The sequence below is a fragment of the Blattabacterium cuenoti genome, assembly GCF_014251695.1.
GTDB lineage: Bacteria > Bacteroidota > Bacteroidia > Flavobacteriales > Blattabacteriaceae > Blattabacterium > Blattabacterium cuenoti_T.
Map to the genome: position 1 here is coordinate 86,007 of NZ_CP059195.1, position 26,070 is coordinate 112,076.

Below are 26,070 nucleotides of genomic sequence, written 5' to 3' on the forward strand. Positions count from 1 at the left end.
TGATTTTTTTCAAGTGATTTTAAAAAAAATAATATATCCATTATTCTTTTTATTATTTTTTTTCGTCGAATCTTCTGATGGAAATCAAAATATAAAAATGAAAAATGGGGATAAAGAAAAAATGGATATCTCTGATACTATTTTTAATCATGTAAGTGATTCTCATGAATGGCACATTGCAGGGACTCATAATCATGGAATTATTTTTTCTTTACCAGTTATTTTATGGAATAATGGATTAGAAATTTTTTCTTCCTCAAAATTTTCATATAAAAATGTAGTAAAAGGAAAATATGGGTATTATAAAATGTTTAAAGAAAAAATATATAATACTAATTATCTTGGATTATTATATTTAGATTCTAAAGGAATCCCAAAAAATAATAAACCTTTAGATTTGTCTATTACAAAAAATGTGGTATCTATTTTTCTATCTTCTTTTTTGTTGTCTTATCTTTTTGTACGAATGAAACGTAATTATCGAAATCATCAAGTAAAATGGAGTTTAGGAATTTTTTTAGAATTTTTAATTTTATTTATACGGGATGAAATTGCAATTCCTAATCTTGGGAAAAAAAAATATAAAACTTTTTTTCCTTTTTTGTTAACATCCTTTTTTTTTATATTAATTAATAATTTGATAGGTCTTATTCCAGGATTTCCCAATGTTACAGGAAACATAAATATTACATTAGTATTAGCTTCTATGACTTTTATTATTAGCAATATAAATGCAAATATGAGTTATTGGAAACATATTTTTTGTACGCCAGGAGTTCCAATAGGAATTAGATTCCTATTAGTTCCTATCGAATTTATTGGAATTTTTATTCGTCCATTAACTTTATGTATTAGATTATTTGCTAATATTACTGCTGGACACATAATTATTTTAAGTTTTATTTGTCTCATTTTTATTTTTAAAAGTTTTTTTATTGCCGGTTTTTCCGTAATTTTTGGTTTTTTTATTTCTATGTTAGAAATTATGGTTGCCTTCTTACAAGCTTTTATTTTTACAACTTTGTCTGCCTTATTTATAGGAATGTCTGTTAGAAATTATGATTATGATAATGAAACGCATTAAAAAATATTAATTATATGAATATAGATTTAACTTACTCAGGTTTAGCTGCTTTAGGTTCTGGCCTAGCAGTAATAGGGACTGGATTGGGTATTGGTAAAATCGGAAGTTCTGCAATGGATGCTATTGCTAGACAACCTGAAGCTTCAAATAAAATACAAAATACCATGATTATAGCATCTGCACTAATTGAAGGAGCAGCATTATTTGGAATAGTCACTACATTATTAGCTGTATTTAAATAAATAAAATGGATTTAGTAACTCCTTCCATTGGATTAATTGTTTGGCAAACAATAATATTTATAATACTTATGCTTTTTCTTTCAAAATTTGCTTGGAAGCCAATAATAAATTTTATTGATAAAAGAGAGGAAAAAATTAAGATATCTATTGAGAAAGCTAATCAAGTTAAAAAAGAATTGAAACATGTAGAAGATCAAAAAAATAAAATTTTAAAAGAAACTCGTGTGAAGAGAGACATGATTTTGAAAGAAGCTATTCAAATCAGAGAAAAAATAACATTAAAAGCTAAAGAGGAAGGAATGAAAGAAAAAATAAAAATTATAGAAGAAACAAAGAAAAATATTCAAATAGAAAAAAAAGCTACAATTCATAAATTGAAAAATCAAATAGGATACATTTCTATTAAAATAGCTGAAAAAATATTAAAAAAAGAATTAGATCAAACTGATAAACAAGATCAATTTGTAAAAGAATTAGTAGATAAATTGTACTAATTTTAGTAAAAATGTTTTCAAATTCAAATAAAAAAATTATTCAACATTATGCTAGAGTTTTTTTTGAGTATTCTGTTATGAATAAAAGTAATATAGATATTTTTTATCATAAACTTAAGGAAATATCATTTATTTTAAATAAAAATGTATATATATCTAAAATTATTAATACTTATTTATTAAATAAAGAAAAAAAAATAAAAATATTTAAGATAATATTTTATAATTTTGATATTTTACTTTTTCAATTTGTTAAATTATTAATTCTTAAAAAAAGAGAATATCTTTTAAAAGAAATTTTTTTAGAATACCAAAACATATACGAAAAAGATAAAAAAGGATTTATAAAATCTATTATTATTTCTGCATGTCCTTTGAAGAAGGATCTACAAGAAATAATAGCACGTAAAATAATATATAATAAAAAAAAATTTCATATTATTAATAAAATTGATAAATCTATTATTGGAGGTTTTATATTTCGTGTAGGATATAAAGAATGGAATTTTAGCATTCAGGAACAATTATTTTGTATGAAAAAAATATTTAAAAATTATTAAAAAAATAAAAGTTTTTATTTTCATATGTCAGATTTAAAATATTCTGAAATATCATCAATTCTTAAGGAAGAATTGTCAAATTTTCAATTTGAATCAAAATTATCCGAATCTGGTATCATTGTTCAAATAGGAGATGGTGTCGTTAGATCTTTTGGATTAAATTCCGCTTTTTATGGAGAATTAGTAGAATTTCATAACGGAATCAAAGGTATGGTTTTGAATCTAGAAGAAGATCATGTAAGTATTGTCTTGCTTGGTCCATCCAAAAATTTGAAAGAAGGAGATATAGTAAAAAGAACGGGGAAAATTTTTTCTATCAAAGTAGGGGAAAATATGTTAGGTCGTGTTGTAGATATATTAGGAAATCCTATAGATGGAAAAGGACCTATAGAAGGAAAATTATTTGAAATGCCATTGGAAAGAAAAGCCCCCGGTGTTATTTATAGAGAACCTGTTAAAGAACCTCTTCAAACTGGTATAAAATTTATAGATTCTATGATTCCAATAGGAAGAGGACAAAGAGAATTAATTATAGGCGATAGGCAAACTGGAAAAACTACTCTAGCTATAGATACGATTATAAATCAGAAAAGATTTTTTGAAAAAAATCAACCTGTTTATTGTATTTATGTAGCTATTAGTCAAAAAGGTTCTACCGTAGCGAAAATTTTAAAAATTTTAGAAGAAAAAGAAGCAATGTCTTATACAATAATAGTTTCTGCTACTTCTTCTGACCCAACTTCTATGCAAGTTTTTGCCCCCTTTTCCGGAACTGCTATAGGAGAATATTTTCGAGATACAGGTCGTTCTTCCTTAGTTGTATATGATGATCTTTCTAAACAGGCAGTCTCTTATAGGGAAATATCCTTATTATTACGACGTCCACCTGGTAGAGAAGCTTATCCAGGAGATGTTTTTTATTTACATTCTCGTCTTTTAGAACGATCCGCTAAAATTATAAAAGATCAAAAAATGGCGGAAAATATGAATGATATTCCATCTTCTATTAGAAAACAAATAAAAGGAGGGGGTTCTTTAACTGCATTACCGATTATTGAAACTCAATCTGGAGATATATCTTCTTATATTCCTACTAATGTTATTTCTATTACAGATGGACAAATTTTTTTAGAAAAAGATTTATTTCATTCTGGAGTTCGTCCTGCAATTAATGAAAGTATATCTGTTTCTCGTGTAGGAGGATCTGCACAAATTCAATCTATGAGAAAAATATCTGGGACTCTAAAATTAGATCAAGCTCAATTCAGAGAATTAGAATCTTTTTCAAAATTTGGTTCTGAATTAGATTCATCTACTATGAATATTCTACAAAAAGGTAGAATCAATATAGAAATTTTAAAACAAACCCCTCATACTCCCTATGATATAGCAGATCAAATAGCTATTATTTATGTTGGAACTAAAAATTTACTCAAAAAAATCCCTATTGATAAAATTTCAGATTTTGAAAAAAAATATCTTTTTTATTTAAAAGAAAAACATGAAAATATTTTAAATTCTTTAAGAAATGGAATTTTTAACGAAAAAATATCTAATGTTTTAGAAACAGTAGCTTTAGAATTAAGTGATAAATACGTTTCTTAAATTTTATTATGTCTAATCCAAAAGAAATTAAAAAAAGAATATTATCTATAGAATCAGTTATTAAAACAACAGAAGCGATGAAAATGATTTCTATAGTAAAATTACGAAAAACAAAAGATCTACTTACGAAAAGTAGAATTTACTTAGATCATATAGAGGTTATTCTTTTAGATCTATTGTTCACAGTACACAAAAAAGATTTAGAAAAAAATCAATTCTTTTCAAGAAAAAAGGGAAAAAAATTATTTATTGTATTTACTTCTGATCGTGGGTTATGTGGCTCTTTTAATTCTTTAATTTTTGAAAAAATTAATTTTTTTTTTCAAAAAGAAGAAGCCTTACATAAAGAATGTCTTTTTTTATCTATTGGAAAAAAAGGATTTGATTTTTTATGTAAAAATAAAAAATATAATATATATAAAAATTGGATCGGAAATGATTTCTCAAATCGAGAAATACAATTTTTAGTATCGGAATTAATTTTAGATTTTTTTAAAAAAAATTTTTCCGAAATTTATTTAATATACAATTGTTTAAAACAATCTTTATTTCAAGAAATAGTTGTAGATAAATTTCTTCCAATTCCTATTACTTATGCTGTAAATTTTAAAAAAAATATGTCAGAAATTTCCTACATTTTAGAACCCACTAAAAAAAAGATATTAAATTTCCTGATTCCAAAATTTTTAAATTCAAAATTATTAAAAATTTTGTTAGAATCAACCATAGCAGAACATACAGCTCGTATGATCTCTATGCATAAAGCTACAGAAAATGCATCTGATATTAAACATGATTTAATATTAAATTATAATAAAGAAAGACAAACTACAATTACTAAAGAAATACTTGAAATTATCAGTGGATTAGAATCTTTAAATAAAAAAAAATAATAAAAATTCCAATAATTTATTTCAAATTATACATTTTTTTACAAAAAACAAAAAAAACATAATTATGGAAAAAATATTAACGGGAATTAGAAGTACAGGAACCCCTCATTTAGGGAATATTTTAAGTGTTATCATTCCATCTGTATCCATGGCTAATAAAAATATAAAGCATTCTTCATTTATATTTATAGCGGATTTACATTCTATGGTCCAAATAGAAAATATGAAAATAATAAAAAATAATACTTATAAAATTGCAGCTGCATGGTTATCTTTTGGATTAAATATAGATAATTGTTTGTTTTATAGACAATCAGATGTCTCATTAGTTACTGAATTAGCTTGGTATTTTAATTGTTTTTATCCGTATAAAAGACTTGCATTAGCTCATTCTTTTAAAAAAGAGATGAAAAAAAAAGAAAAAATAAATGTAGGTTTATTTACTTATCCTATTTTAATGGCTGCTGATATTTTACTTTATAATGCCAAAATTATTCCAGTCGGGAAAGATCAGTTACAACATATAGAAATAGCTCGCCGTATAGGTAATTATTTTAATAAAAAAATAGGAAAAAAATTATTTGTATTACCTAATGCTTTTTTACAAAAAAAAAATATGTTTGTGTTAGGGACAGATGGAAAAAAAATGAGTAAGTCTAAAAAAAATTGCATTAATATTTTTTCTTCAGATGAAGTTTTGAAAAAACAAATTATGAGTATTCGTACAGATAGTAAATCTGTAAAAGAAAAAAAAAATCCTGAAACTGATTATATCATGTCTTTATATAGTTTAATAGCTCCTGTGGATCAAATAGAGATTATGAAAAAAAAATATATCAGAGGAGGATATGGGTATTCTGAGGCAAAAATTGCATTATATGAGCATATTATTCATAAATTTTCATCGGAAAGAGAAAAATTTTTTTCTTTTATGAAAAAAAAATCTTTATTAGATCATATTTTAGCCTTAGGCGCTAAAAAAGCAAAAAGTATAGCCCGGAAAAGATTAAATTGTATTAGAAAACATTTAAAATTCAATCCTATAATTTGATTAATCAAATGTCATTATGACATAATTATAATTTTTGGCAAATCTTTTGCTCTCAGTCCATAGAATTATATTGAAAATATTTTTTATATTATGGATATCAATAAAAAAAAAACTGATAAACGGTCAAAATCAAATAATAACATATCTGAGGAAATATCTTCCTCTTGTAAAGGAGAAATACATGATTCTTTAAAAAAAGAGATTAAGTTTCTTAAAAAAGAATTAGAAAAAGAAAAAGATAAATTTTTACGTCTTTTTGCTGAATTTGAAAATTATAAGAAACGGATTCAAAAAGAAAGATTTGATATTTTTAGAAATGTTCATGAACAAATTCTTATAGATTTGATTCCAATTTTAGATGATTTTGAAAGAGGAATTAAAGAATTAAAAAAATCCAAAGATGAATATCTTATAAAAGGAGTTTTTTTAATACAAGAAAAACTTATTCAAATTTTAACAGAAAAAGGATTAAATAAAATAAAAATAAAAAAAGGAGATGATTTTAACACAGATTTTCATGAGGCAATAACACAAATTCCAGCTATTACAGAAAATTTAAAAGGAAAAATTATAGAAATTATAGAAGCTGGATATCTTTTAAAAGAAAAAGTTATACGACATGCTAAAGTCATTACCGGAAAATAATTCATAATTTTTATCTTCATGATGAAAAAAGATTATTACGAAGTATTAGGAGTTTCTAGAAACGCTTCTCCAGAAGAAATTAAAAAAGCTTATCGAAAACTAGCAATAAAATATCATCCAGATAAGAATTTAGATAATAAAAAGAAAGCAGAAGAAAAATTTAAAGAAGCAGCTGAAGCTTATGAAGTTTTAAGCAATCCAGAAAAAAAACAACGTTATGATAAATTTGGACATTCTGGAATAAAAGGAACTAGTTCAGGGACAGGAATGAATATGGAGGATATTTTTACAAATTTTGGAGATATTTTTGCAGATGCATTTGGAGAAGGTTTTTCTAGTTTTGGATTTGGAAGATCAACCAGACATAAAACCATTAAAGGAAGTGATTTAAGAATTAGAGTAAAACTTTCATTAGAAGAAATAGCTAATGGAGTAGAAAAAAAAGTTAAAGTTAAAAGACTTAAAGTTGCTAAAGGAATAAAATTTAAAAATTGCATGTCTTGTAATGGAACAGGTCAAATTATACGAATAACCAATACAATTTTAGGAAGAATGCAAACCTCATCTCAATGTGGAAGATGTTCTGGAACCGGTAAAATAGTTGAAAATATTCCATATGGAGCTAATAGACATGGATTAATTAAAGAAGAAGAATTGGTGAATATTAAAATTCCTGCAGGTCTTACAGAAGGGATTCAATTAAAAGTTTCTGAAAAAGGGAACGAAGCTCCATTTGGTGGAATTCATGGTGATTTGATTGTGTTAATTGAGGAAATTCCTCATACTAAATTAAAAAGAGAAGGAAATAATCTTCATTATGATTTGTATATATCATTTTCAGATGCAATATTGGGGGCTTTAAAAGAAGTTCCTACCATTAATGGAAAAGCAAGAATAAAAATAGATCCAGGAACACAATCAGGAAAAACTCTTAGATTAAAGAATAAAGGATTACCTAATCTGGAAGGATATGGATATGGAAGTCTTTTAATTCATGTTAATGTTTGGACTCCCAAAAAAATTAATGAAGAACAAAGAAAATTTTTTGAAAAAATGAGAAAAAATGAAAATTTTCTTCCTCATCCCGGAAATTTAGAAAAATCATTTTTTGATCGTGTTAGAGAAATGTTTTCTTAAAAAAAAATTAAATGATTTGTTTTTAAATATTTTATTCCATATATACTTCCTTTTCTTTCTATTTTTATTGATTTTAATAAAATTATAATTTTATATAACATCTATATATAAAATTGATAAATTTTATCATTATGCAAAAAGTAGTAGTTGGACTTTCAGGGGGAGTAGATTCAAGTGTTGCTGCATTCATTCTTCAAAAAAAGGGATATGAAGTTATTGGATTATTTATGCATAATTGGGAAGAGGATGATACTAATAATAATAAATGTACTTGGAAGGAAGATAGTATTGATGCTATGTTAGTGTCCAAACAATTAAATATTCCTTTCCAAGTAGTAGAAATGAAAAATGAATACAAAAAACATGTTATAAACTATATGTTTCATGAATATAAATCAGGGAAAACCCCTAATCCAGATATTTTGTGTAATAAAGAAATCAAATTTAATATTTTTTTGAAAATAGCTCTTGATTTAGGAGCAGATTTTATAGCGACTGGGCATTATGTAAATAAAGAAAAAATTATAAAAAATAGAAAAACAATTTATCGTCTTTTGATTGGAAAAGACCTTAATAAAGATCAATCATATTTTTTATGTCAATTAACGCAATATCAATTGAAAAAATCTTTATTTCCATTAGGATTATTAACTAAAAATCAAGTAAGAAAAATAGCTAAAATCCATAAATTATGGAATGCTCATAAAAAAGAATCTCAAGGTTTATGTTTTGTAGGTAAAATTCATTTACCTAGTTTTCTTGAAAAAAAAATCCCTCCAAAAAAAGGAGAAATAGTCTGCATTAATTCTAATGCATCAGTATATAAAGAAAAAAAAATTTTTTTTTCTAAAGAAGAAGAATTATTCTTTTTATCTAAAAAAAAAAAATATAAAAAATCAGATGGAAAAATAATTGGATATCATCAAGGAGCATTTTATTTTACTAAAGGACAACGGAAGGGGATAGCGTTAGGAGGTTATAAGGACGCTCTTTTTGTTATAGATACTGATATAAAAAAAAATATTGTTTATACAGGGATGGGGAAAGAACATCCAGGATTATACAGAAAATCTTTGTTCATTCAAGAACCAAATATACATTGGATCCGTAAGGATCTTGCTCTTTTTGAAGGAGATAAAATGGATGTATTATGTAGAATCCGTTATAGACAACCGTTACAAAAATCAAAATTATATAAAATAAAAAAAGGAATGTTCATAGAATTTGAATACATGCAATGCGCTATTACGGAAGGACAATTCGCTGTTTGGTATCTTGGAAAAGAATTAATAGGATCGGGAATTATTTCTATTATTTTACATTTTATATTATTTCAAAAAATTTAATATATTTTATATTTATTTATTAACATAAATACATTTTTCAAGTAATTTATTATTATAAAAACTTTACAATATATTCATTAATAAATCAAAAAATAATAATATTTTAAAAATAAATACATAAAAATCGATTTTGTATAATCTATTTTTTTTATATTTTTGCATATTATATAATTTAAAATTTGTATAGTTGATTAGTGTAAAACTATTCAAGTTTGGTATTATTTTTTTATCCCTACTTGATAGATCAGTAGGGCTTTTTTATTTATTAAAATATTTCATGAAAAAAAAAATTAACGATTTTAGCAAAAAAATCACAAAAGAAGCTAATTTACCAGCCGCACATGCTATGTTGTATGCTACAGGAATGAAAGAATCAGATTTTGATAAAGCTCAAATAGGAATAGTGAGTAATTGGTACGAAGGGAATCCTTGCAATATGCATTTAAATGAATTGGCTAAAAAAATAAAATCATCGGTCATAACTGAAAATTTAGTAGGGTTTCAATTTACCACTATTGGAGTAAGTGATGGAATTACTATGGGAACATTAGGAATGAGATATTCACTTCCTTCCAGAGAATTAATAGCAGATAGTATAGAAACTGTAGTTGATTCTCATCATTATGATGGAGTGATAGCTATACCTGGATGTGATAAAAATATACCAGGAGTAATGATAGCTTTACTAAGATTAAATAGACCATCTATAATTGTATATGGAGGAAGTATTTCTTCAGGTTATTACAATGGAAAAAAATTAGATATTATTTCTTCTTTTGAAGCTTTAGGAAAAAAAAATACTAATCAAATTACTGAAGAAGAATACAAAAATACCGTAAAAAATTCTTGTCCAGGACCAGGTGCTTGTGGAGGTATGTATACTGCAAATACTATGGCTTCTGCTTTAGAAACTATGGGGATGATGCTCCCTTATTCTTCTTCTTCTCCTTCAATCAGTGAAAATAAAAAAATAGAATGTAAAACAGTTTCTACATATATTAAAAACCTATTAAAAATAGGGATTAAACCAAAAGACATAGTGACAAAAACTTCTATAGAAAATGGAGTAAAATTATCTATGTGTTTAGGAGGCTCTACTAATTTAGTTTTACATTTTTTAGCTATTGCTAAATCAGCGAATATTGATTTTTCTTTAAAAAATTTTCAAAAAATTAGCAATCAAGTTCCTCTTATTGGAAATCTTAAACCTAGTGGGATTTTTTTAATGGAAGATATTCATACGAAGATAGGAGGAATGCCTGTTATTATAAAATATTTATTAAATGAAAGAATATTATCAGGAGATTGTTTAACCGTTACTGGAAAAACATTATCTGAAAATATGAAAAATATCCCCAATATAACTTTTAATCAAAAAATTATTCATTCTTTAGATAATCCCATAAAAAAAAACGGACATATCAGGATACTCTATGGAAATTTATCCCCCGAAGGATCAATAGCTAAAATTACTGGAAAAGAAGGAACAATTTTTAGAGGGATGGCTAATGTTTTTAATTCGGAAGAAGAAGCTAATCAAGCTATTTTGAATAATAAAATTTTACCTGGATCTGTAATTGTCATTCGATATGTAGGTCCAATGGGAGGGCCAGGAATGCCAGAAATGTTAAAACCGACATCTTATATCATGGGGGCCGGATTAGGAAAAAAAGTAGCTCTTATTACAGATGGAAGATTTTCAGGAGGATCACATGGGTTCGTTGTTGGACATATCACTCCAGAAGCACAATCTGGAGGATTAATTGCTTTAGTAAAAAATAAAGATTTTATTAAAATAGACGCGGAAAATAACACGATTACTCTTGAAGTGGAAAATGAAGAAATACAAAAAAGGAAAAAATCATGGATTCCTCCTCTATTAAAAATTAAAAAAGGATATCTATACAAATATATAAAAATGGTATCTCCAGCATCTGAAGGGTGTATTACAGATCAATTTTAGTTATGTATGGAAAGAAAATTATTCTATGGTTCAGAAATAGTAATAAAAACACTCTTATATGAAGAGGTAGAATACATATTTGGATACCCAGGTGGTGCTATCATGCCAATATATGATTCTTTACACGATTATTTAAATTCCATTTCGCACATTCTCATGCGTCACGAACAAGGATCTATTCATGCAGCACAAGGATACGCTAGAGCTACTGGAAAAATTGGTGTATGTTTTACAACTTCAGGGCCAGGAGCTACTAATTTAATTACCGGATTAGCAGATGCTTTAACAGATAGTACTCCTCTTGTTTGTATTACTGGACAAGTATCTTCTCATTTATTAGGAACTGATGCTTTTCAAGAAACAAATATCATAGATATTTCTATTCCTGTAACAAAATGGAATATTCAAGTTTTAAAAGCTAAAGATATTTGTGAATCCATTCAAAAAGGTTTTTTCATAGCTAAAAAAGGAAGACCAGGACCTGTATTGATAGATATTACTAAAGATGCCCAGTTTGAAAAAACTGTATTTCACTATACACATCGTAAATATATAAAAAATTTTCATCCATATCCTTGTATAGAAAACAAGAGAATAATAGAAGCGGCAAATCTAATTAATTTATCTGAAAAACCTTTGATTCTTGTAGGTCAAGGAGTAATTTTATCCGAAGCAGAAAAAGAATTTAAAGAATTTGTTGAAAAAACTGGAATTCCAGTAGCTAGTACTCTATTAGGATTAGGAGCATTGAATAGTAATCATCATTTATATGTAGGAATGTTAGGAATGCATGGGAACTATGCTCCCAATATTTTAACTAATCAATGTGATATTCTTATTGCGATAGGAATGAGATTTGATGATCGTGTAACTGGAGATATAAATAAATATGCTAAACAAGCTAAAATCATTCATTTAGAGATAGACTATTCCGAGATTAATAAAAATATATTATGTCATATCCCAATTTTGGGAGATTGTAAAATATCTTTAAAAAAATTAATTTTTTATGTAAACAAATCTATCCATAAAAAATGGATAAAACAATTTATCCATCTTAAAGAAAAAGAAAAAACTATAGTTATACAAAGAGATTTAAATCCAAAAAAAGAAGGAATGACCATGGGGGAAGTTATCAAATGGATAAATAAATATAAACAAAAAAATGCAATCCTTGTAACTGACGTAGGGCAACATCAAATGATAGCTTCTAGATATTTCAATTTTACTTTCAAAAAAAGTCAAATAACTTCTGGAGGGTTGGGAACTATGGGGTTTGCTTTACCAGCTTCTATAGGAGCTAAATTAGGAGCGAAAAATAGACAAGTTCTTTGTATAGTAGGAGATGGAGGAATTCAAATGACAATACAAGAAATGGGAACTATATTAGAAAATAATATTCCTGTTAAAATTATATTGTTAAATAATAATTTTTTGGGAATGGTACGTCAATGGCAACAACTTTTTTTTGATAAACGTTATTCATGCACAAAATTAGTTAATCCAGATTTTATAAAATTAGCTAATGCTTATAACATAAAAGCAAAAAAAGTGAGTAAAAGAAAAGAATTAGAAGAATCAGTCAAAAAAGCATTAAATCATGAAAAAGCTTTTTTATTAGAAGTAATAATAGAAAAAGAAGATAATGTTTTTCCTATGATTCCTGCAGGAGCAGCTGTAGATGAAATTCGTTTAACATAAATTATAAATATATAACTCTATGAAGCATCAATTCAGAATAATAATTTTAGGAGAAAAAGAAACAAGATTATTAAGTAGAATTCTTATTTTATTCAATCGAAGGAATATGAAACCCAATCATATTAATGTATCTAGTAATAATAAAAATGAAACAATCAATCATGTTCAATCTGTTATAGACTTAGAATGTAAAGAAGAACAATTATTTAAAATAAAAAAATTAATTGAAAAATTAATTGGAATTATTCATGTTTACTATTATAAATTAGAAGAAAAAAAATCATGGAAAAAAATGGAGATACCACTCGCTACATATTAATTGACTTAAATTAAAAATAAAACTTATGAAAATTAAATTTGGATCTATAGAAGAAACTATCATTACAAGAGATGAATTCCCTATATCTAAAGCTAGAGAAATTTTGAAAAAAGAAACTATTTCTATCTTAGGTTATGGAGTACAAGGGCCTGGACAATCTTTGAATTTACGCGATAATGAATTTAAAGTGATAGTAGGACAAAGAAAACATTCTTTTTCTTGGGATAAAGCCTTAGAAGATGGATGGATAGAAGGAAAAAATCTTTTTTCTTTAGAAGAAGCTTCTGAAAGAGGAACTATACTCATGTATTTATTATCAGATGCAGGTCAAATCTCTTTTTGGCCTACTCTTAGTAAATATTTAACTGAAGGAAAATCTTTATATTTTTCACATGGATTTGGATTGACTTTTCGTAGTCAAACAAAAATATCTCCCTCTAAAAATATAGATATTTTTTTAGTTGCCCCCAAAGGTTCGGGGACTAGTTTAAGAAGACATTTTAAACAAGGAAAAGGAATTAATTCTAGTTATGCTATTTATCAGGATTATAGTGGAAATAGTTTAGACAAAACTCTGTCCATTGGAATCGGAATAGGATCTGGATATTTATTTAAAACAAATTTTAAAAATGAAGTCTATTCTGATTTAGTAGGAGAAAGAGGAACTTTGATGGGAGCTATACAAGGAATTTTTGCGGCACAATATCAAATATTAAGAGAAAAAGGGCATTCTCCTTCAGAATCTTTTAACGAAACGGTAGAAGAATTAACTCAAAGTTTGATGCCACTAATATCTGAAAAAGGAATGGATTGGATGTATTCTAATTGTTCTACTACTGCACAAAGAGGGGCTTTAGATTGGTGGGAAAAATTTAGAGATGCTACTATTCCAATCTTTCAAGAATTATATCATGAAGTATTTTCTGGTAACGAAGCCAAAAGAATTATTAAAGCTAATAGTGATATAAATTATAGAGAAAAATTACAAAAAGAATTGAAAAATATAAAAAAAAGTGAATTATGGAAAGTAGGCTCTATCATTCGTAATCTTAGGCCGGAAAAAAAAGATTCATAACATTTTCTCATTTTTATTTTTAAAGTATTGAAAAATAAATTTAAAGGATATTTTCCTTCTTACAAAGAAATAATTCAAGCTAATAATATTTTAAAAGATATTATTTATGAAACTCCATTACAAAAAAATTTTTTTTTATCAGAAAAATATAAAGCTAATGTTTTTCTTAAAAGAGAAGACTTACAAATTGTACGATCATACAAAATTAGAGGAGCTTACAATAAAATTAAAAGTTTATCTCATACAGAATTGAAAAAAGGAATTGTTTGTGCAAGTGCAGGAAATCATGCGCAAGGGGTTGCTTATTCTTGTAGTACATTAAAAATTCCAGGAAAAATATATATGCCGAGTACGACTCCTAAACAAAAGGTAGAAAGAGTTAAAATGTTTGGAAAAGAGTATGTTGAAATTATTCTGAACGGAGATACCTTTGATGCAGTTAGTTGTGAAGCAATAAAAGATTGTAAAAAAAATAAAAAAATTTTTATTCACCCTTTTGATGATATTAAAATTATTGAAGGACAAGCTACTGTTGGGTTAGAAATTTTACAGCAATCTATTTCAGATATTGATTATATTTTTATTCCTATTGGTGGAGGAGGATTAGCTTCTGGTGTAGCAAGTTATTTTCAAGAATTTAGTCCTAAAACTAAAATTATAGGAGTAGAACCTAAAGGAGCTCCATCTATGAGTTTTTCTTTAAAAAAAGGAGAAATTGTTGAATTAAAAAGAATTGACAGATTCATTGATGGAGCTTCAGTAAAAAAAGTAGGAGAATTAAATTTTAATATATGTAATCAAACATTATTTGATATTAGAACTGTTCCTGAGGGTAAAGTTTGTACAACGATTTTGGATTTATATAATTTAGAAGCTATTATTGCAGAACCTGCTGGAGCTCTTTCAATAGCCGCTTTAGATTTTTATTCTGATGAAATAAAAGGAAAGACTATTGTCTGTATTTTAAGTGGAGGAAATAATGATATTACTAGAACGGAAGAAATAAGAGAGAAATCTCTATTATATGAAGGGAAAAAACATTATTTTATTGTAAAATTTCCTCAAAGAGCTGGTGCTTTAAAAGAATTTGTTAACAATATTTTGGGTCCAAAAGATGATATCGCCTATTTTGAATATTCTAAAAAAACTTCTAAAGAAGAAGGCCCAGCAGTAATAGGAATAGAATTAGCAGATAAAAATGAATTTTCTGTTTTATTAAAAAGAATGAAAAAATATAAGGTTCATTTTCAATATTTAAATAAAAATCCAGATTTATTTCGTATTCTGATATAATTTTGTACCCACGACTGGATTTGAACCAGCACATCCTAATCGGATACCACCCCCTCAAAGTGGCGTGTCTACCATTTTCACCACGTGGGCATTACATCTATATCATATAATAAATAATAAACAAAAAAATTTATTTAGGATAATTTCATATCTATTTTAAAATATAGAATTTCTTTATATTTCACAAAAAAAAATATAATTTATCTTTGAATGAATTCTATTCAAATTAAATAAAATAATATGAATATAGCAATAATAGGATATGGAAAAATGGGGAAAACTATAGAAAAAATGGCTAAAATTAGAAATCATAATATTTCATTATGTTATGATGGGACCCCTTCTTTCCATTTATTGAATAATTCAAATTCAGATGTAGCAATAGAATTTAGTACCCCTCATTCTGCATTCAACAATGTGAAAATTTGTATAGAAAATAACATTCCTGTAGTGTGTGGGACCACAGGATGGATAGAAAAATTTGAAATTATTAAAAAAATATGTCAAGAAAAAAATGGATCATTTTTATATTCTTCCAATTTTAGTATTGGAATGAATATTTTTTTCGATATTAATCAAAAATTGTCCAAATTTTTACATTCATATTCTAAAGATTATGAAATAACAATAGAGGAAATTCATCATAAAGAAAAAATAGATAAACCAAGTGGGACCGCTCTTTCTTTAGCAAAAGATATAATAAACAATAAAATGAAAAAAACATGGGTTTTGGATGAAAAAAAAACAAAAAATCAGATTTTGATTTTATCAAAAAGGTTAAATAATATTCCAGGAACCCATGTCGTAAAATACGAATCTAAAATAGAAAATATAAAAATTCAACATAAAGCCCATAGTAGAGAAGGATTTGCTTTAGGTGCTGTAATTGCATCAGAATGGATACAGGGAAAAAAAGGTATTTTTTCTATGAAAGAGGTTTTAGGAATAAAATAAAATATTTTTTTATGCAACAATATTTTATTTTTAGTGGTCTTTTTTTATTTTTTGAACATATTATTCATATTTCAGGAACATGGAAGTTTTATAAAAAATTGGGTGTAAAGTCTTGGAAAATTTTTATCCCCGTATATAATATTTTCATTCTTTTGAAAATATACAAAAGATCTATATGGTGGATTTTTCTGTTATTTATTCCATTATCTAGCATTATGTTAATTTTCATTTTGTGGATGGATTTGATTTATACTTTTTTAAAAAAAACGAAAAAAAATGTTTTTTTATTTTTTTTATCTGCAGGTTTATATATTTATTATGTCAATTTTTTTAAAAAAATTCAATTATTAAACATTGAACATATTAAAAAAAAAGAAGATAATATAGGAATTTTATTAGCTGTTATTTTTTCTTTTATAACTCATACTTATATAGTTCAACCTTTTGTTATCCCTACTTCTTCTATGGAAAAAACTTTATTGGTAGGAGATTTTATATTAGTCAGTAAAATTCATTATGGATTACGAATGCCTATGTCACCTCTCTCTATACCTTTTACACATAATAAAATTATGGGGGACGTAAAATCTTATATCTCTATTTTTCAATGGCCTTATTTTCGTTTTCCTTCCATACAACCTGTGAAAAGAAATGATATAGTTGTTTTTAATTTTCCTAAAGATTATAATCATAAAATAATAGATCGAAAAGATCATTATATTAAACGTTGTGTAGGATTACCGGGAGATTTAATTTTTATTAAAAAAGGAATTTTATTTGTTAATAATAAAAAAGAAAGATCTTTTTTTGGAAAACAACAAGCTTATTTTGTTAAAACGGGGAATTATCCTTTAAATATAGAATATCTTAAAAATAAAATGGATATTGAAGATATAGAATATATTGGAGAAAGAAATGATGAATATTTCTATCAAATTATGCTAAACGAAAAAAGTGCCGTCCAGATAAAAAATATATTCAAAAACATAGTTTTTATAAAAAAATATATTCTTCCTATTTATTTTAAGGAACGTTATATATATAACTCTAATTGGAATAGAGATTTTTTTGGTCCATTACACATTCCTAAAAAAGGAGAATTCATTAAATTAAATTCAAAAAATATTCATATTTATCATGAAATTTTTGCTTATGAAAAAGTTAAAAATTTAGTTTCTAAAAAATATTATAAAATTAAAAATGATTATTATTTTATGATGGGGGATAATAGACATAATTCATCTGATTCTCGTTATTGGGGTTTTGTTCCAGAAAATCATATAGTAGGGAAACCTATATTTATATGGATGAGTATTGATTGGGATAGAGATAGACCTTTAAATATGTTCAATTGGAAATTTCGTTGGAATCGTATTATGAGAACAATAGATGGGGAACATTCTTATTTATCTTTATTTTTTTTATTTTCATTTTCATATTTAATTTATTTTTTATTTAAAAGTGAAAAATAATAAACTCAATTTTAATTTATTTTTTCATATTTTTTTGATAAAAAAACTTCCTATAAAATAACCAGATAAAATACCACCAATATGAGCAAAATGAGCGACTCCAGGTGCCAAATTCAAAATAGAAGAAACAAAACTTCCAAAAATAAAAATAATCAGAGCTTTTCTAACAGCTATTGGAAAAGGAAAAGGTAAAATGAAAATTTTATGTTCTGGAAAAAATTTAGCGAAGGCTCCTACTATTCCACTTATAGCTCCAGAGGCCCCCATCATAGGAGAATAGATAGAACTATAAAGATTTATTTTTTCTTCTTCATTTAAATAATTTAACATTTTATGAGCTTGTGAAAAATCTAAAGTTTGAACAAAATAATATAAAATACCAGTATTAAAAATGATTTGAAATAATGCGGCTAAAATTCCTGATGAAAAATATAAAATTATAAATTTTTTTACTCCTAATAAAGTTTCTATTTGTCCTCCAAACATAAATAAAGCCAACATATTGAAAATTATATGCAAAAAAAGTCGTTTGGAATGTACAAACATATGAGTCAGAATCTGATATAATTCAAATCGTTCATCTAAAGGATGATATAAAGAAAGAATGTTCTCTATTTTATATTGTGAAAAAACAAAAGCAGCTGTATACACAAGTATATTAATACTGATTAAATGTTTGACAGCATCTGAATTGAAGTTTGTATAAAAATTCACTTTTTAAAAAATATTTTTTTTTAAAACAAAAAAGATGGGATCACCTGAATACGTATAATTTGGATTATGACAAGAAAATAAATCTTTAATTATACATTCCATTTTCTCAGGATATAACTTTGTTCCGTACTTTATAGATGCCGATTTGGATATAATTTGAATAAGTTTTTTTTTATTATTTTTTTCTCCTTTAATAAAATTATATGTTATAATATTTTGAATGACTTCAACCAACATATTTTGATGTATATTTTCAGGAACAGAATATAAATTAACAGACTCTTTGCAAATATATAAATGAAATCCAAAATGGATCAAATCATTTTTTATATTATTTAGAGAAATGGATTCTGTTTCCAACAGCTTTACTTTTATAGGAAAAATAAATTGTTGACTTATCAAGTTTTTTTTTCTTAAAAAGTATTCAAATAATATCTTTTGATGTGCTCTATGTTGATCAACCAGTATTATATGCTCATTGTTCAATACAAAAATTATGTATTTTTTATTGATTTGAAAAGTCTTTATATCTGTTTTATGATAAACATAATGAGATAAATCATTTGTTAATTTAAAATTGTTATTGAATGGATCAGAATCAGATTCATTAATTTTATGAAATAAATTTTCCAATTTAATGACTTTTTCTTTATCAGAAAGTTTATCATAAAAATTATTTAATAAATGATCATTTTCAAATGATTTACAAGATAAAAAAATATCACAATTTTTTAACTCTTTGTTTTTTACTTTATATTGATGAAATAGAATATTTTTAATTTCTTGTTGAATTATTATACCAATAGTTTCTTCTTCTTCTAATTTTACTTCTTTTTTTGTTGGGTGTATATTCCAATTTACTAAATGAGTATCTATAAAAATAAAAATAAAATAAGAAGCAGTTTTGAAATCTTTTAAAAAACCTTTATAAGAATGAATAATTTTTTTATGTAAAAGTAAATGTGTAACACAACGTTGATTGATTAATAAAAATTGATCTCCTTTTTTTACTGAAAAATCTGGAATACTAACAAATCCTTTTATAATAATTTTATTTTTTTTTATAAAAATGGGGACTAAACTTTTTCTTTTATTTTTAAAAATTTCTTGAATTCTTTCTATTAAAGAAGCTTTTTTAAAATAAAAGAAAATTTTATCGTTATGATAAAAACGATATGTTATATCTCTATGCGCTAAAACAATTTTATAAAATTCATAAATAATATGTTGAAATTCTATCCTAGAAGATTTTAAGAATTGTCTTCTAACAGGAAGTTTATAAAAAATATTTTTTACAGAAATTCTTGTTCCTTTAAGCATATTTAAAGGAATTTGTTTTTTTATTTTTCCTTCTTCTACAAAAAGGTGGATTCCTGTTCCATTTTCTTTATTTTTAGTTTGTATTTCTAATTGAGAAATAAGTGCTATAGACGCTAAAGCTTCTCCTCTAAATCCTTTTGTTTTAATTCTGAAAATATCATCAGTTTTTTTAATTTTAGAAGTTGCATGTCTTTGAATACTCATTTTAGCATCATCAATACTCATTCCTATTCCGTCATCTATTAATTGAATCAATGTTTTTCCTGAATCTTTTATAAAAATATCAATCATTTTTGCCTTAGCATCTATTGCATTTTCTAAGAGTTCTCTTAAAATAGAAGAAGGACGTTGTATAATCTCTCCTGCTGCTATTTGCTGAATCACTTTTTCAGGCAAAAATTGAATAATATTTTTCATTTTATAGATTTTCTAAATAAAGACATATATATGGCTGTTTTAGCAGATTCTATCCCTTTATTTCCATTTTTTCCTCCTGATCGATCAAAAGATTGTTGTTGATTTCTATCAGAAAGAATACAAAATATAACAGGAACATCATATATAATGTTAATATCTTTAATTCCATGCGAAATAGCTTGACATAAATATTTAAAATGAAGAGTTTCTCCTTGGATTAAAGACCCTATTACAATGATGGAATCAAAATTATAACAATGAGCTATTTTTTTAGAAGAATAAATTAATTCAAAACTTCCAGGGACTTCCCAAGTCTTAATTTTTTCTTTTAATATTCCTGATTGAATTAAAGTTTCATAAGCTCCTTTATATAACCTACTTGTAATATCTCTGTTCCATAAAGAAACAATAATAGCCAATTTTAAATTGGCATTTTTTATTTTTTTTTCATCTAATGAATAAGTAGGTTCTGTTTTCATAAACATAATTTATAACTTATTTTCAATAAACATAAGATATTTTTCTACGTTTTTTTTATACAAAAAAAAAGGATATTTATTTTCTATTTTTTTTAGAAAATATTTAGAATCTTCATAGTTTTTCATAGAAAAATTTAATAAAGCTGCTTTGTAATAATAAAGAGGAGTTGTGATTTCATTTTCTCTCATATTTGCAGCTATAACGTAATTTTTTAATGCTTCTTTTTTATTTTTCATTTGAGTAAAAGCATCACCTATAATTCCATATTTTATAGAAGATAAAATCTCATCTTTTGCAGAAAAACTTTTCATCATTTTTATAGATTCTTTGTAATCTCCCAATTTATAATAACAAATTCCTGCATAAAATTTAGATATATTTCCCGCTTTAGTGAAATAAAATGGAAATTTAGAAGCTATTCCTGAAAATCCTAAATAATTTATTTTAATATTTTTTTTATTTAAAGCTTTATCTATATCTCCTTGATAAAGAAATTGTTGAGCATAATTCAATTCTTTTATCGCTTTTTCTTCTAATGGATATAAAAAAAATTTTTTTAAAAAAATAAATGTACTAACTATTATGATTATAAATATGATAGAAAAAAAAATATGATTTCTTTTCATGTCATGATATTTTTTATAAAAAAAAATAAAGGGACTATAATATTACATAAATATAATTTTTTTCATTTTAATATATATTTATTATTTAATACATTTTTTTCTTATCACTTCTATAGTTTTTATCCTTTTATGATCAATACTTTTTATAAAAAAAGAATAGTTTAAAAAATTTATTTTCTGTTTTTTTTTTGGAAATTCTTTATTTATTTCCATAATAAATCCTCCTAAAGTATCTGCGTCGCCTTTTTTATTCTCAAAAAAAACTTCTTCTTGTTCTTGAATATCCATAATACGATAGAAATTAATTAAGGAAGTTTTTCCATCAAATAAATAATTGTTTTGGTTTAATTTAGAATAGGACATGTCTTCTTCATCAAATTCATCAATAATATCCCCCACTATTTCCTCAATCACATCTTCAAGAGTAACTAATCCACATGTTCCTCCATATTCATCTACCACAATAGCTAAATGTATTTTTCTTTTTTTAAAATCGCTTAAAAGATCATCTATCTTTTTTTTTTCTGGAACAAAAAAAGGAGGATGAATAAGTCTATTCCATTTAAAATTTGTATTATAAATAAATGGAAGGAGATCTTTAGAAAAAAGAACTCCTTCTATGTCATCAATCCCATTATTATAAACAGGAACACGAGAGTATCCTTGCCTACGAACTAATTCTAAAACATCAGAAAAATTTTTATTACTATTTAAAGCAAACATATCTATTCTTGGGGTCATAATTTGATGTGTTTCTGTATTTCCAAAATCAACAATTCTTTGTAAGAATTGACGTTCTTTAACATTTTTTTGATTTGGAGACGTTATTTTCAAAGCCTTTGAAAGTTGATCTACAGAAATTAGATTCTTTTTTTTTATTACTTTTTTTTCTATAGATCTTGAAATAAAAATTATGATCTTACTGATTGGATCTAATATTTTGCTAAGAAATATTAATGGCTTTGCCATAAAAATAGCAAAACGAAAATTATTTTTACTAGCATATATTTTAGGTATTATTTCTCCAAATAAAAGTAAAATAAAAGTAAGAACTACTACCTCTAAAATAAAATGAATAGGAATATGAAATTGGTTGTAAATAACCAGATTATTTTTTTGTAAAAATTCTGTTATTAAATAAGAACTTAATATAACAATTCCAATATTAGAAAAATTATTAGATATTAATATTGTTGCTAAGAGTTTTTTTTTCTTTCTAAGAATTTGAAAAATAATATTTCCTTTAGAAAAGTTTTTTTTTCTCTCTCTGTCAAGAGTTTTTTTTTCAATACAAAAAAAAGCAGTTTCTGATCCAGATATAAGTGCAGAAAATAATAATAGTATTATTATTAATGCAAAATAAAAAACTAAATATAAAGTTTTTTCTAAAAAAACATTTGTATAAAATTCTTTTTCCAATAGATTAAATTTTGATAATAATTTTTATAAATAATGGATCTTAAATTCACGCTAGGGTTTTTATCGAAAATAAAAACTAAATCATTTTTTTATATTTTAAAAATAAAATAATAGGACGAGGAAAAGGAAATTCTTTTATTTTATTATGTGGGATAAAAAAAAAATTATAAAAAAATATATTTTTCTTTAAATCTTGCAAAATTTTACAATAAAAAAATCTAATTGATAAAATTTGATGACTCAGTTTATGTATGATTTTATATTTAAAACTCAAATAGTTTGAAGTTTCTATTCTGAATTTTTTCCAAATTTTATCTTTTATTTCATGAATTGAAAGATTTTTTTTCGATTCTATTAAAGGAAAATCATAAAGGCCTTTCCATATATCTTTAGTTGATCTTTTATTTAAACAAATATTCTTATCACGATCAGATATGAAAATATAATAAAAAAATCTATTTTTTATCAATTTTTTTATTTTTTTTATAGGTAATTTATGTACAATTCCATTTTTAATAGAAAAACAAGAATCTTTAACTGGACATAAAAAACATTTAGGAATTTTTGGAGTACATAAAAGAGAACCTAAATCCATAATTGCTTGATTAAAAATTCCTGGCTGTTCAAAATCCATTATTTTTGAAACAGTATCTCGAAACATATTTTTCGTAGCAGTGGATGTGATATCATTGTATATTCCTAAATATCTAGAAAAAACTCTACAAGCATTTCCATCAATAGCAGGTATGACTTCATGAAAACATATAGATGCTATAGCCGCTCCAGTATATGGACCGATTCCTTTATATTTTATTAATTCCTGATATGTTTTGGGAAAAAAATTTTTATTATTTTTTAATTTTTTAGCAAAAGAATGTAAATATTTCGCTCTAGAATAATATCCTAATCCCTCCCATTTTTTTAATACATCTTTTTCTTCTGCTTGAGCTAGTTTTTCTAAACTTGGAAAGTTTTTTATAAAGTTTAAATAATACTTTATTATGTTTTTTGAAACTCTTGTTTGTTGCAACATAAACTCTGAAACCAATATATAATATTTATTTTTAGTTTCTCTCCAAGGAAGTTTTCGATGATTTTTTTTGTACCAATTTATTATTTTTATAGAAAAATCCATATATCTTTAATTTTAGAGCAATTTTATAAAAAATTGGTATATTTAAGAAACCGAATTTTGTTATTCGATATAATGATTTAACATGACAAAAGCAGATATAATAACAGAAATCATATCAGAAACTGGATCTGAAAGAATTGATACGCAAAAGGTGATAGAAACATTTATGAAAAAAATAAAACAAAGTTTAACATCGGGAGAAAATGTTTATTTAAGAGGATTCGGATCATTTATTATTAAATATAGAGCAAAAAAACTTGGACGCCATATATCCAAAGATATGTCTATTATAATTCCTGCGCATAATATCCCAGCATTTAAACCCGCAAAATCTTTTACAGAATTAGTTAAAAAAAATGTACCTATAAAGAAATAAATGAGAATAGGAGGACGATGAATCAATAATTAAATAAAAATTATGCCAAACGGAAAAAAAAGAAAAAGACGTAAGATAGCTACCCATAAAAGAAAAAAAAGAAATAGAAAAAATAGACATAAAAAGAAATAATAATTTTTATAAAAAAATTAATCTATTGTAATTTATAAAATTTTTTTCCTTGTTTTTGTGTATGAATAAAGAGTTAATTATAAATGCAATAAATGCAAAAGAACAAGAAGTTAAAATAGCTCTTTTAGAAGAAGGAAAGTTACTTGAGCTTCATAGAGATATTTTTAATAAAAAATTCTCTGTAGGAGATATTTACTTGGGAATAGTTAAAAAAATTTTATATGGATTAAATGCTGCTATCATAGATATAGGACATTCAAAAGGATCTTTTTTGCATTATGACGATCTTGGATTTCAAATAGATCAAATGTTGGATTTAACATCCAAAAATAACATAAAAAAAGAATTTAATAATTACGAAAATAAAGAGAAAGAAAATTCTATAGATCATATATTGCATATTGGACAAAAAATATTGGTTCAAATTTCAAAAGAGCCTATTTCCAATAAAGGATTAAAACTAACTACAAAAATTTGTATTCCAGGCAGGAATTTAATACTTATCCCTTTTTCGGAAAAAATTTCTATTTCTAAAAAAATAAAAGATATAAAAGAAAGAAAAAGATTAATTTCTTATATAAAGAAAATAATACCTAATAAATTTGGAATTATTATTCGTACAGTTGCTGATAATGAAATGGAAAAAGTTTTGAATGATGAATTAATTTTTTTAATAAAAAAATGGAAAAAAATATTAAATAAGTTAATGAACCTTTTGCCTCCAGTTTGTGTATTGAGTGAAAATAATAAAACTTATTGTTTATTAAGAGATATATTCAATGATGATTTTAAATCTATTTATTGTAATAACGATTTTCTTTGTCAAGAAATTCAGTCATATTTATCTTTAATTGCACCCAAAAAAGCCAGTATAATTAAATATTATAAAGGAAATATTCCCATATTTCAAAAATATGGAATAGAAAAACAAATACAAATTTTTTTAGGAAAAAATGTTCCTCTTGAAAATGGAGCTTATCTTATTATAGAACATACTGAAGCTTTACATGTTATAGATGTTAATAGTGGAATAAATAATCATATGATGAAAAATTGTACAGAATCAGATAGAATTAATAACATATTGAAAATAAATTTATTAGCGGCAACTGAAATAGCAAGACAATTAAGATTAAGAGACATGGGAGGTATAATTATAGTAGATTTTATAGATATGTTTCATTCCATTCAAAAAAAACAATTATATGAACATTTAAAGAAAAAAATGAAAAATGATAGAGCCAAACATAAAATTTTACCTCCAAATAAATTTGGTTTAGTTCAATTTACTCGTCATAGAGTAAGACCTGAATTAAACAAAATGAATATAAATAATAAACAACCTAAAAATTATCCCAATAATTATATTTATCATTTAGAATTTGTTATAGAAACTATTATAAAAAATAAAAATCATAAAGGAATACAATTACACATCCATTCTTTTGTTTCAGCTTATTTAAAAAAAGGATTTCCTTCTATTCAACAAAAATGGTTATTAAAATATAAAAAATGGATTAAAATAATCCCAAAAGATTCATTTAAATACACAGAATATAAAATTCTAAATAAAAATAACGAAATCGTATCATCTTCTTTTTATGTTCATTAAAATTT

Annotated in this window: 25 protein-coding genes and 1 tRNA gene; 19 read left to right on the top strand and 7 right to left on the bottom strand. The window is 24.7% G+C overall.

What is annotated here, in order from left to right:
- Positions 1 to 13 precede the first annotated feature (13 nt).
- The 15 genes from atpB (at position 14) to ilvA (ending at position 15,408) form a co-directional block, all read left to right on the top strand.
- The gene (atpB, locus tag H0H62_RS00355) at positions 14 to 1,084 is read left to right on the top strand and encodes a F0F1 ATP synthase subunit A (protein WP_238784136.1); all 1,071 of its coding nucleotides are present in this window, start codon (positions 14 to 16) and stop codon (positions 1,082 to 1,084) included.
- A gap of 14 nt (positions 1,085 to 1,098) precedes the next feature.
- Entirely contained in the window at positions 1,099 to 1,326 is a 228-nt protein-coding gene (gene atpE / locus H0H62_RS00360; protein ID WP_185860780.1) for an ATP synthase F0 subunit C, read from the top strand.
- Between the two features lie 5 nt (positions 1,327 to 1,331).
- The gene (gene atpF / locus H0H62_RS00365) at positions 1,332 to 1,820 is read left to right on the top strand and encodes a F0F1 ATP synthase subunit B (protein ID WP_185860781.1); all 489 of its coding nucleotides are present in this window, start codon (positions 1,332 to 1,334) and stop codon (positions 1,818 to 1,820) included.
- A gap of 11 nt (positions 1,821 to 1,831) precedes the next feature.
- Positions 1,832 to 2,380, top strand: a complete 549-nt coding sequence (gene atpH, locus H0H62_RS00370) for an ATP synthase F1 subunit delta (RefSeq protein ID WP_185860782.1) — start codon at positions 1,832 to 1,834, stop codon at positions 2,378 to 2,380.
- 24 nt (positions 2,381 to 2,404) lie between these two features.
- On the top strand, positions 2,405 to 3,985 hold the full coding sequence (atpA, locus tag H0H62_RS00375; protein WP_185860783.1) for a F0F1 ATP synthase subunit alpha: 1,581 nt from the start codon (positions 2,405 to 2,407) through the stop codon (positions 3,983 to 3,985).
- Between the two features lie 8 nt (positions 3,986 to 3,993).
- A complete protein-coding gene (atpG, locus tag H0H62_RS00380) occupies positions 3,994 to 4,878 on the top strand; it encodes an ATP synthase F1 subunit gamma (protein WP_185860784.1) in 885 nt (294 codons plus the stop codon).
- A 64-nt stretch (positions 4,879 to 4,942) separates the two neighbouring features.
- A complete protein-coding gene (gene trpS / locus H0H62_RS00385) occupies positions 4,943 to 5,929 on the top strand; it encodes a tryptophan--tRNA ligase (protein WP_185860785.1) in 987 nt (328 codons plus the stop codon).
- A gap of 90 nt (positions 5,930 to 6,019) precedes the next feature.
- On the top strand, positions 6,020 to 6,574 hold the full coding sequence (locus tag H0H62_RS00390) for a nucleotide exchange factor GrpE (protein WP_185860786.1): 555 nt from the start codon (positions 6,020 to 6,022) through the stop codon (positions 6,572 to 6,574).
- An 18-nt stretch (positions 6,575 to 6,592) separates the two neighbouring features.
- On the top strand, positions 6,593 to 7,711 hold the full coding sequence (gene dnaJ / locus H0H62_RS00395; protein ID WP_185860787.1) for a molecular chaperone DnaJ: 1,119 nt from the start codon (positions 6,593 to 6,595) through the stop codon (positions 7,709 to 7,711).
- Positions 7,712 to 7,842: 131 nt separating this feature from the next.
- Positions 7,843 to 9,057, top strand: coding sequence for a tRNA 2-thiouridine(34) synthase MnmA (gene mnmA, locus H0H62_RS00400; protein WP_185860788.1), 1,215 nt, complete (start codon positions 7,843 to 7,845; stop codon positions 9,055 to 9,057).
- Between the two features lie 277 nt (positions 9,058 to 9,334).
- Entirely contained in the window at positions 9,335 to 11,020 is a 1,686-nt protein-coding gene (gene ilvD / locus H0H62_RS00405) for a dihydroxy-acid dehydratase (protein WP_185860789.1), read from the top strand.
- Between the two features lie 6 nt (positions 11,021 to 11,026).
- Entirely contained in the window at positions 11,027 to 12,721 is a 1,695-nt protein-coding gene (gene ilvB, locus H0H62_RS00410; protein WP_185860790.1) for a biosynthetic-type acetolactate synthase large subunit, read from the top strand.
- Positions 12,722 to 12,740: 19 nt separating this feature from the next.
- Complete coding sequence (locus H0H62_RS00415; protein ID WP_185860791.1) at positions 12,741 to 13,040, top strand: acetolactate synthase; 300 nt, start codon at positions 12,741 to 12,743, stop codon at positions 13,038 to 13,040.
- Positions 13,041 to 13,065: 25 nt separating this feature from the next.
- Complete coding sequence (gene ilvC, locus H0H62_RS00420) at positions 13,066 to 14,115, top strand: ketol-acid reductoisomerase (RefSeq protein ID WP_185860792.1); 1,050 nt, start codon at positions 13,066 to 13,068, stop codon at positions 14,113 to 14,115.
- 27 nt (positions 14,116 to 14,142) lie between these two features.
- The gene (ilvA, locus tag H0H62_RS00425) at positions 14,143 to 15,408 is read left to right on the top strand and encodes a threonine ammonia-lyase (protein ID WP_185860793.1); all 1,266 of its coding nucleotides are present in this window, start codon (positions 14,143 to 14,145) and stop codon (positions 15,406 to 15,408) included.
- A gap of 5 nt (positions 15,409 to 15,413) precedes the next feature.
- Here the strand turns inward: ilvA and H0H62_RS00430 are convergent.
- Positions 15,414 to 15,498: transfer RNA gene (locus H0H62_RS00430), tRNA-Leu, on the bottom strand.
- Between the two features lie 150 nt (positions 15,499 to 15,648).
- On the opposite strand from H0H62_RS00430, the gene dapB reads away from it, so the two are divergent.
- Together dapB and lepB are read left to right on the top strand one after the other, a co-directional pair.
- Positions 15,649 to 16,362: a 4-hydroxy-tetrahydrodipicolinate reductase gene (gene dapB, locus H0H62_RS00435; protein WP_185860794.1), complete on the top strand. Its 714-nt coding sequence runs from the start codon at positions 15,649 to 15,651 to the stop codon at positions 16,360 to 16,362.
- Positions 16,363 to 16,373: 11 nt separating this feature from the next.
- Positions 16,374 to 17,834, top strand: coding sequence for a signal peptidase I (gene lepB, locus H0H62_RS00440; protein WP_185860795.1), 1,461 nt, complete (start codon positions 16,374 to 16,376; stop codon positions 17,832 to 17,834).
- A gap of 24 nt (positions 17,835 to 17,858) precedes the next feature.
- Here the strand turns inward: lepB and H0H62_RS00445 are convergent, their stop codons facing one another.
- The 6 genes from H0H62_RS00445 to H0H62_RS00470 form a co-directional block, all read right to left on the bottom strand.
- Positions 17,859 to 18,548 carry a rhomboid family intramembrane serine protease gene (locus H0H62_RS00445; RefSeq protein ID WP_185860796.1) on the bottom strand — a complete coding sequence of 230 codons (690 nt, stop codon included), beginning with the start codon at positions 18,546 to 18,548 and terminating at the stop codon, positions 17,859 to 17,861.
- Positions 18,549 to 18,551: 3 nt separating this feature from the next.
- Positions 18,552 to 20,285: a DNA mismatch repair endonuclease MutL gene (gene mutL / locus H0H62_RS00450; protein WP_185860797.1), complete on the bottom strand. Its 1,734-nt coding sequence runs from the start codon at positions 20,283 to 20,285 to the stop codon at positions 18,552 to 18,554.
- Positions 20,282 to 20,764: a 6,7-dimethyl-8-ribityllumazine synthase gene (gene ribH, locus H0H62_RS00455; RefSeq protein ID WP_185860798.1), complete on the bottom strand. Its 483-nt coding sequence runs from the start codon at positions 20,762 to 20,764 to the stop codon at positions 20,282 to 20,284. Before ribH ends, mutL begins: the two co-directional genes overlap by 4 nt.
- Positions 20,765 to 20,773: 9 nt before the next feature.
- Positions 20,774 to 21,391 carry a tetratricopeptide repeat protein gene (locus H0H62_RS00460; RefSeq protein WP_185860799.1) on the bottom strand — a complete coding sequence of 206 codons (618 nt, stop codon included), beginning with the start codon at positions 21,389 to 21,391 and terminating at the stop codon, positions 20,774 to 20,776.
- Positions 21,392 to 21,472: 81 nt separating this feature from the next.
- The gene (gene gldE / locus H0H62_RS00465; RefSeq protein WP_185860800.1) at positions 21,473 to 22,810 is read right to left on the bottom strand and encodes a gliding motility-associated protein GldE; all 1,338 of its coding nucleotides are present in this window, start codon (positions 22,808 to 22,810) and stop codon (positions 21,473 to 21,475) included.
- A gap of 76 nt (positions 22,811 to 22,886) precedes the next feature.
- Positions 22,887 to 23,945: an A/G-specific adenine glycosylase gene (locus tag H0H62_RS00470; protein WP_185860801.1), complete on the bottom strand. Its 1,059-nt coding sequence runs from the start codon at positions 23,943 to 23,945 to the stop codon at positions 22,887 to 22,889.
- An 82-nt stretch (positions 23,946 to 24,027) separates the two neighbouring features.
- Here H0H62_RS00470 and H0H62_RS00475 point away from each other — a divergent pair, with 82 nt between their 5' ends.
- Positions 24,028 to 24,321, top strand: a complete 294-nt coding sequence (locus H0H62_RS00475; protein WP_185860802.1) for an HU family DNA-binding protein — start codon at positions 24,028 to 24,030, stop codon at positions 24,319 to 24,321.
- A gap of 193 nt (positions 24,322 to 24,514) precedes the next feature.
- Complete coding sequence (locus tag H0H62_RS00480; protein ID WP_185860803.1) at positions 24,515 to 26,065, top strand: Rne/Rng family ribonuclease; 1,551 nt, start codon at positions 24,515 to 24,517, stop codon at positions 26,063 to 26,065.
- Positions 26,066 to 26,070: the final 5 nt, after the last annotated feature.

Bases quoted from the DNA above. Each gene is read 5' to 3' on its own strand.
- atpE (WP_185860780.1), top strand. From the start codon at position 1,099: ATGAATATAGATTTAACTTACTCAGGTTTAGCTGCTTTAGGTTCTGGC.
- atpF (WP_185860781.1), top strand. From the start codon at position 1,332: ATGGATTTAGTAACTCCTTCCATTGGATTAATTGTTTGGCAAACAATA.
- atpH (WP_185860782.1), top strand. From the start codon at position 1,832: ATGTTTTCAAATTCAAATAAAAAAATTATTCAACATTATGCTAGAGTT.
- atpA (WP_185860783.1), top strand. From the start codon at position 2,405: ATGTCAGATTTAAAATATTCTGAAATATCATCAATTCTTAAGGAAGAA.
- atpG (WP_185860784.1), top strand. From the start codon at position 3,994: ATGTCTAATCCAAAAGAAATTAAAAAAAGAATATTATCTATAGAATCA.
- trpS (WP_185860785.1), top strand. From the start codon at position 4,943: ATGGAAAAAATATTAACGGGAATTAGAAGTACAGGAACCCCTCATTTA.
- H0H62_RS00390 (WP_185860786.1), top strand. From the start codon at position 6,020: ATGGATATCAATAAAAAAAAAACTGATAAACGGTCAAAATCAAATAAT.
- dnaJ (WP_185860787.1), top strand. From the start codon at position 6,593: ATGATGAAAAAAGATTATTACGAAGTATTAGGAGTTTCTAGAAACGCT.
- mnmA (WP_185860788.1), top strand. From the start codon at position 7,843: ATGCAAAAAGTAGTAGTTGGACTTTCAGGGGGAGTAGATTCAAGTGTT.
- ilvD (WP_185860789.1), top strand. From the start codon at position 9,335: ATGAAAAAAAAAATTAACGATTTTAGCAAAAAAATCACAAAAGAAGCT.
- ilvB (WP_185860790.1), top strand. From the start codon at position 11,027: ATGGAAAGAAAATTATTCTATGGTTCAGAAATAGTAATAAAAACACTC.
- H0H62_RS00415 (WP_185860791.1), top strand. From the start codon at position 12,741: ATGAAGCATCAATTCAGAATAATAATTTTAGGAGAAAAAGAAACAAGA.
- ilvC (WP_185860792.1), top strand. From the start codon at position 13,066: ATGAAAATTAAATTTGGATCTATAGAAGAAACTATCATTACAAGAGAT.
- dapB (WP_185860794.1), top strand. From the start codon at position 15,649: ATGAATATAGCAATAATAGGATATGGAAAAATGGGGAAAACTATAGAA.
- lepB (WP_185860795.1), top strand. From the start codon at position 16,374: ATGCAACAATATTTTATTTTTAGTGGTCTTTTTTTATTTTTTGAACAT.
- mutL (WP_185860797.1), bottom strand. From the start codon at position 20,285: ATGAAAAATATTATTCAATTTTTGCCTGAAAAAGTGATTCAGCAAATA.
- ribH (WP_185860798.1), bottom strand. From the start codon at position 20,764: ATGAAAACAGAACCTACTTATTCATTAGATGAAAAAAAAATAAAAAAT.
- H0H62_RS00460 (WP_185860799.1), bottom strand. From the start codon at position 21,391: ATGAAAAGAAATCATATTTTTTTTTCTATCATATTTATAATCATAATA.
- H0H62_RS00470 (WP_185860801.1), bottom strand. From the start codon at position 23,945: ATGGATTTTTCTATAAAAATAATAAATTGGTACAAAAAAAATCATCGA.
- H0H62_RS00475 (WP_185860802.1), top strand. From the start codon at position 24,028: ATGACAAAAGCAGATATAATAACAGAAATCATATCAGAAACTGGATCT.
- H0H62_RS00480 (WP_185860803.1), top strand. From the start codon at position 24,515: ATGAATAAAGAGTTAATTATAAATGCAATAAATGCAAAAGAACAAGAA.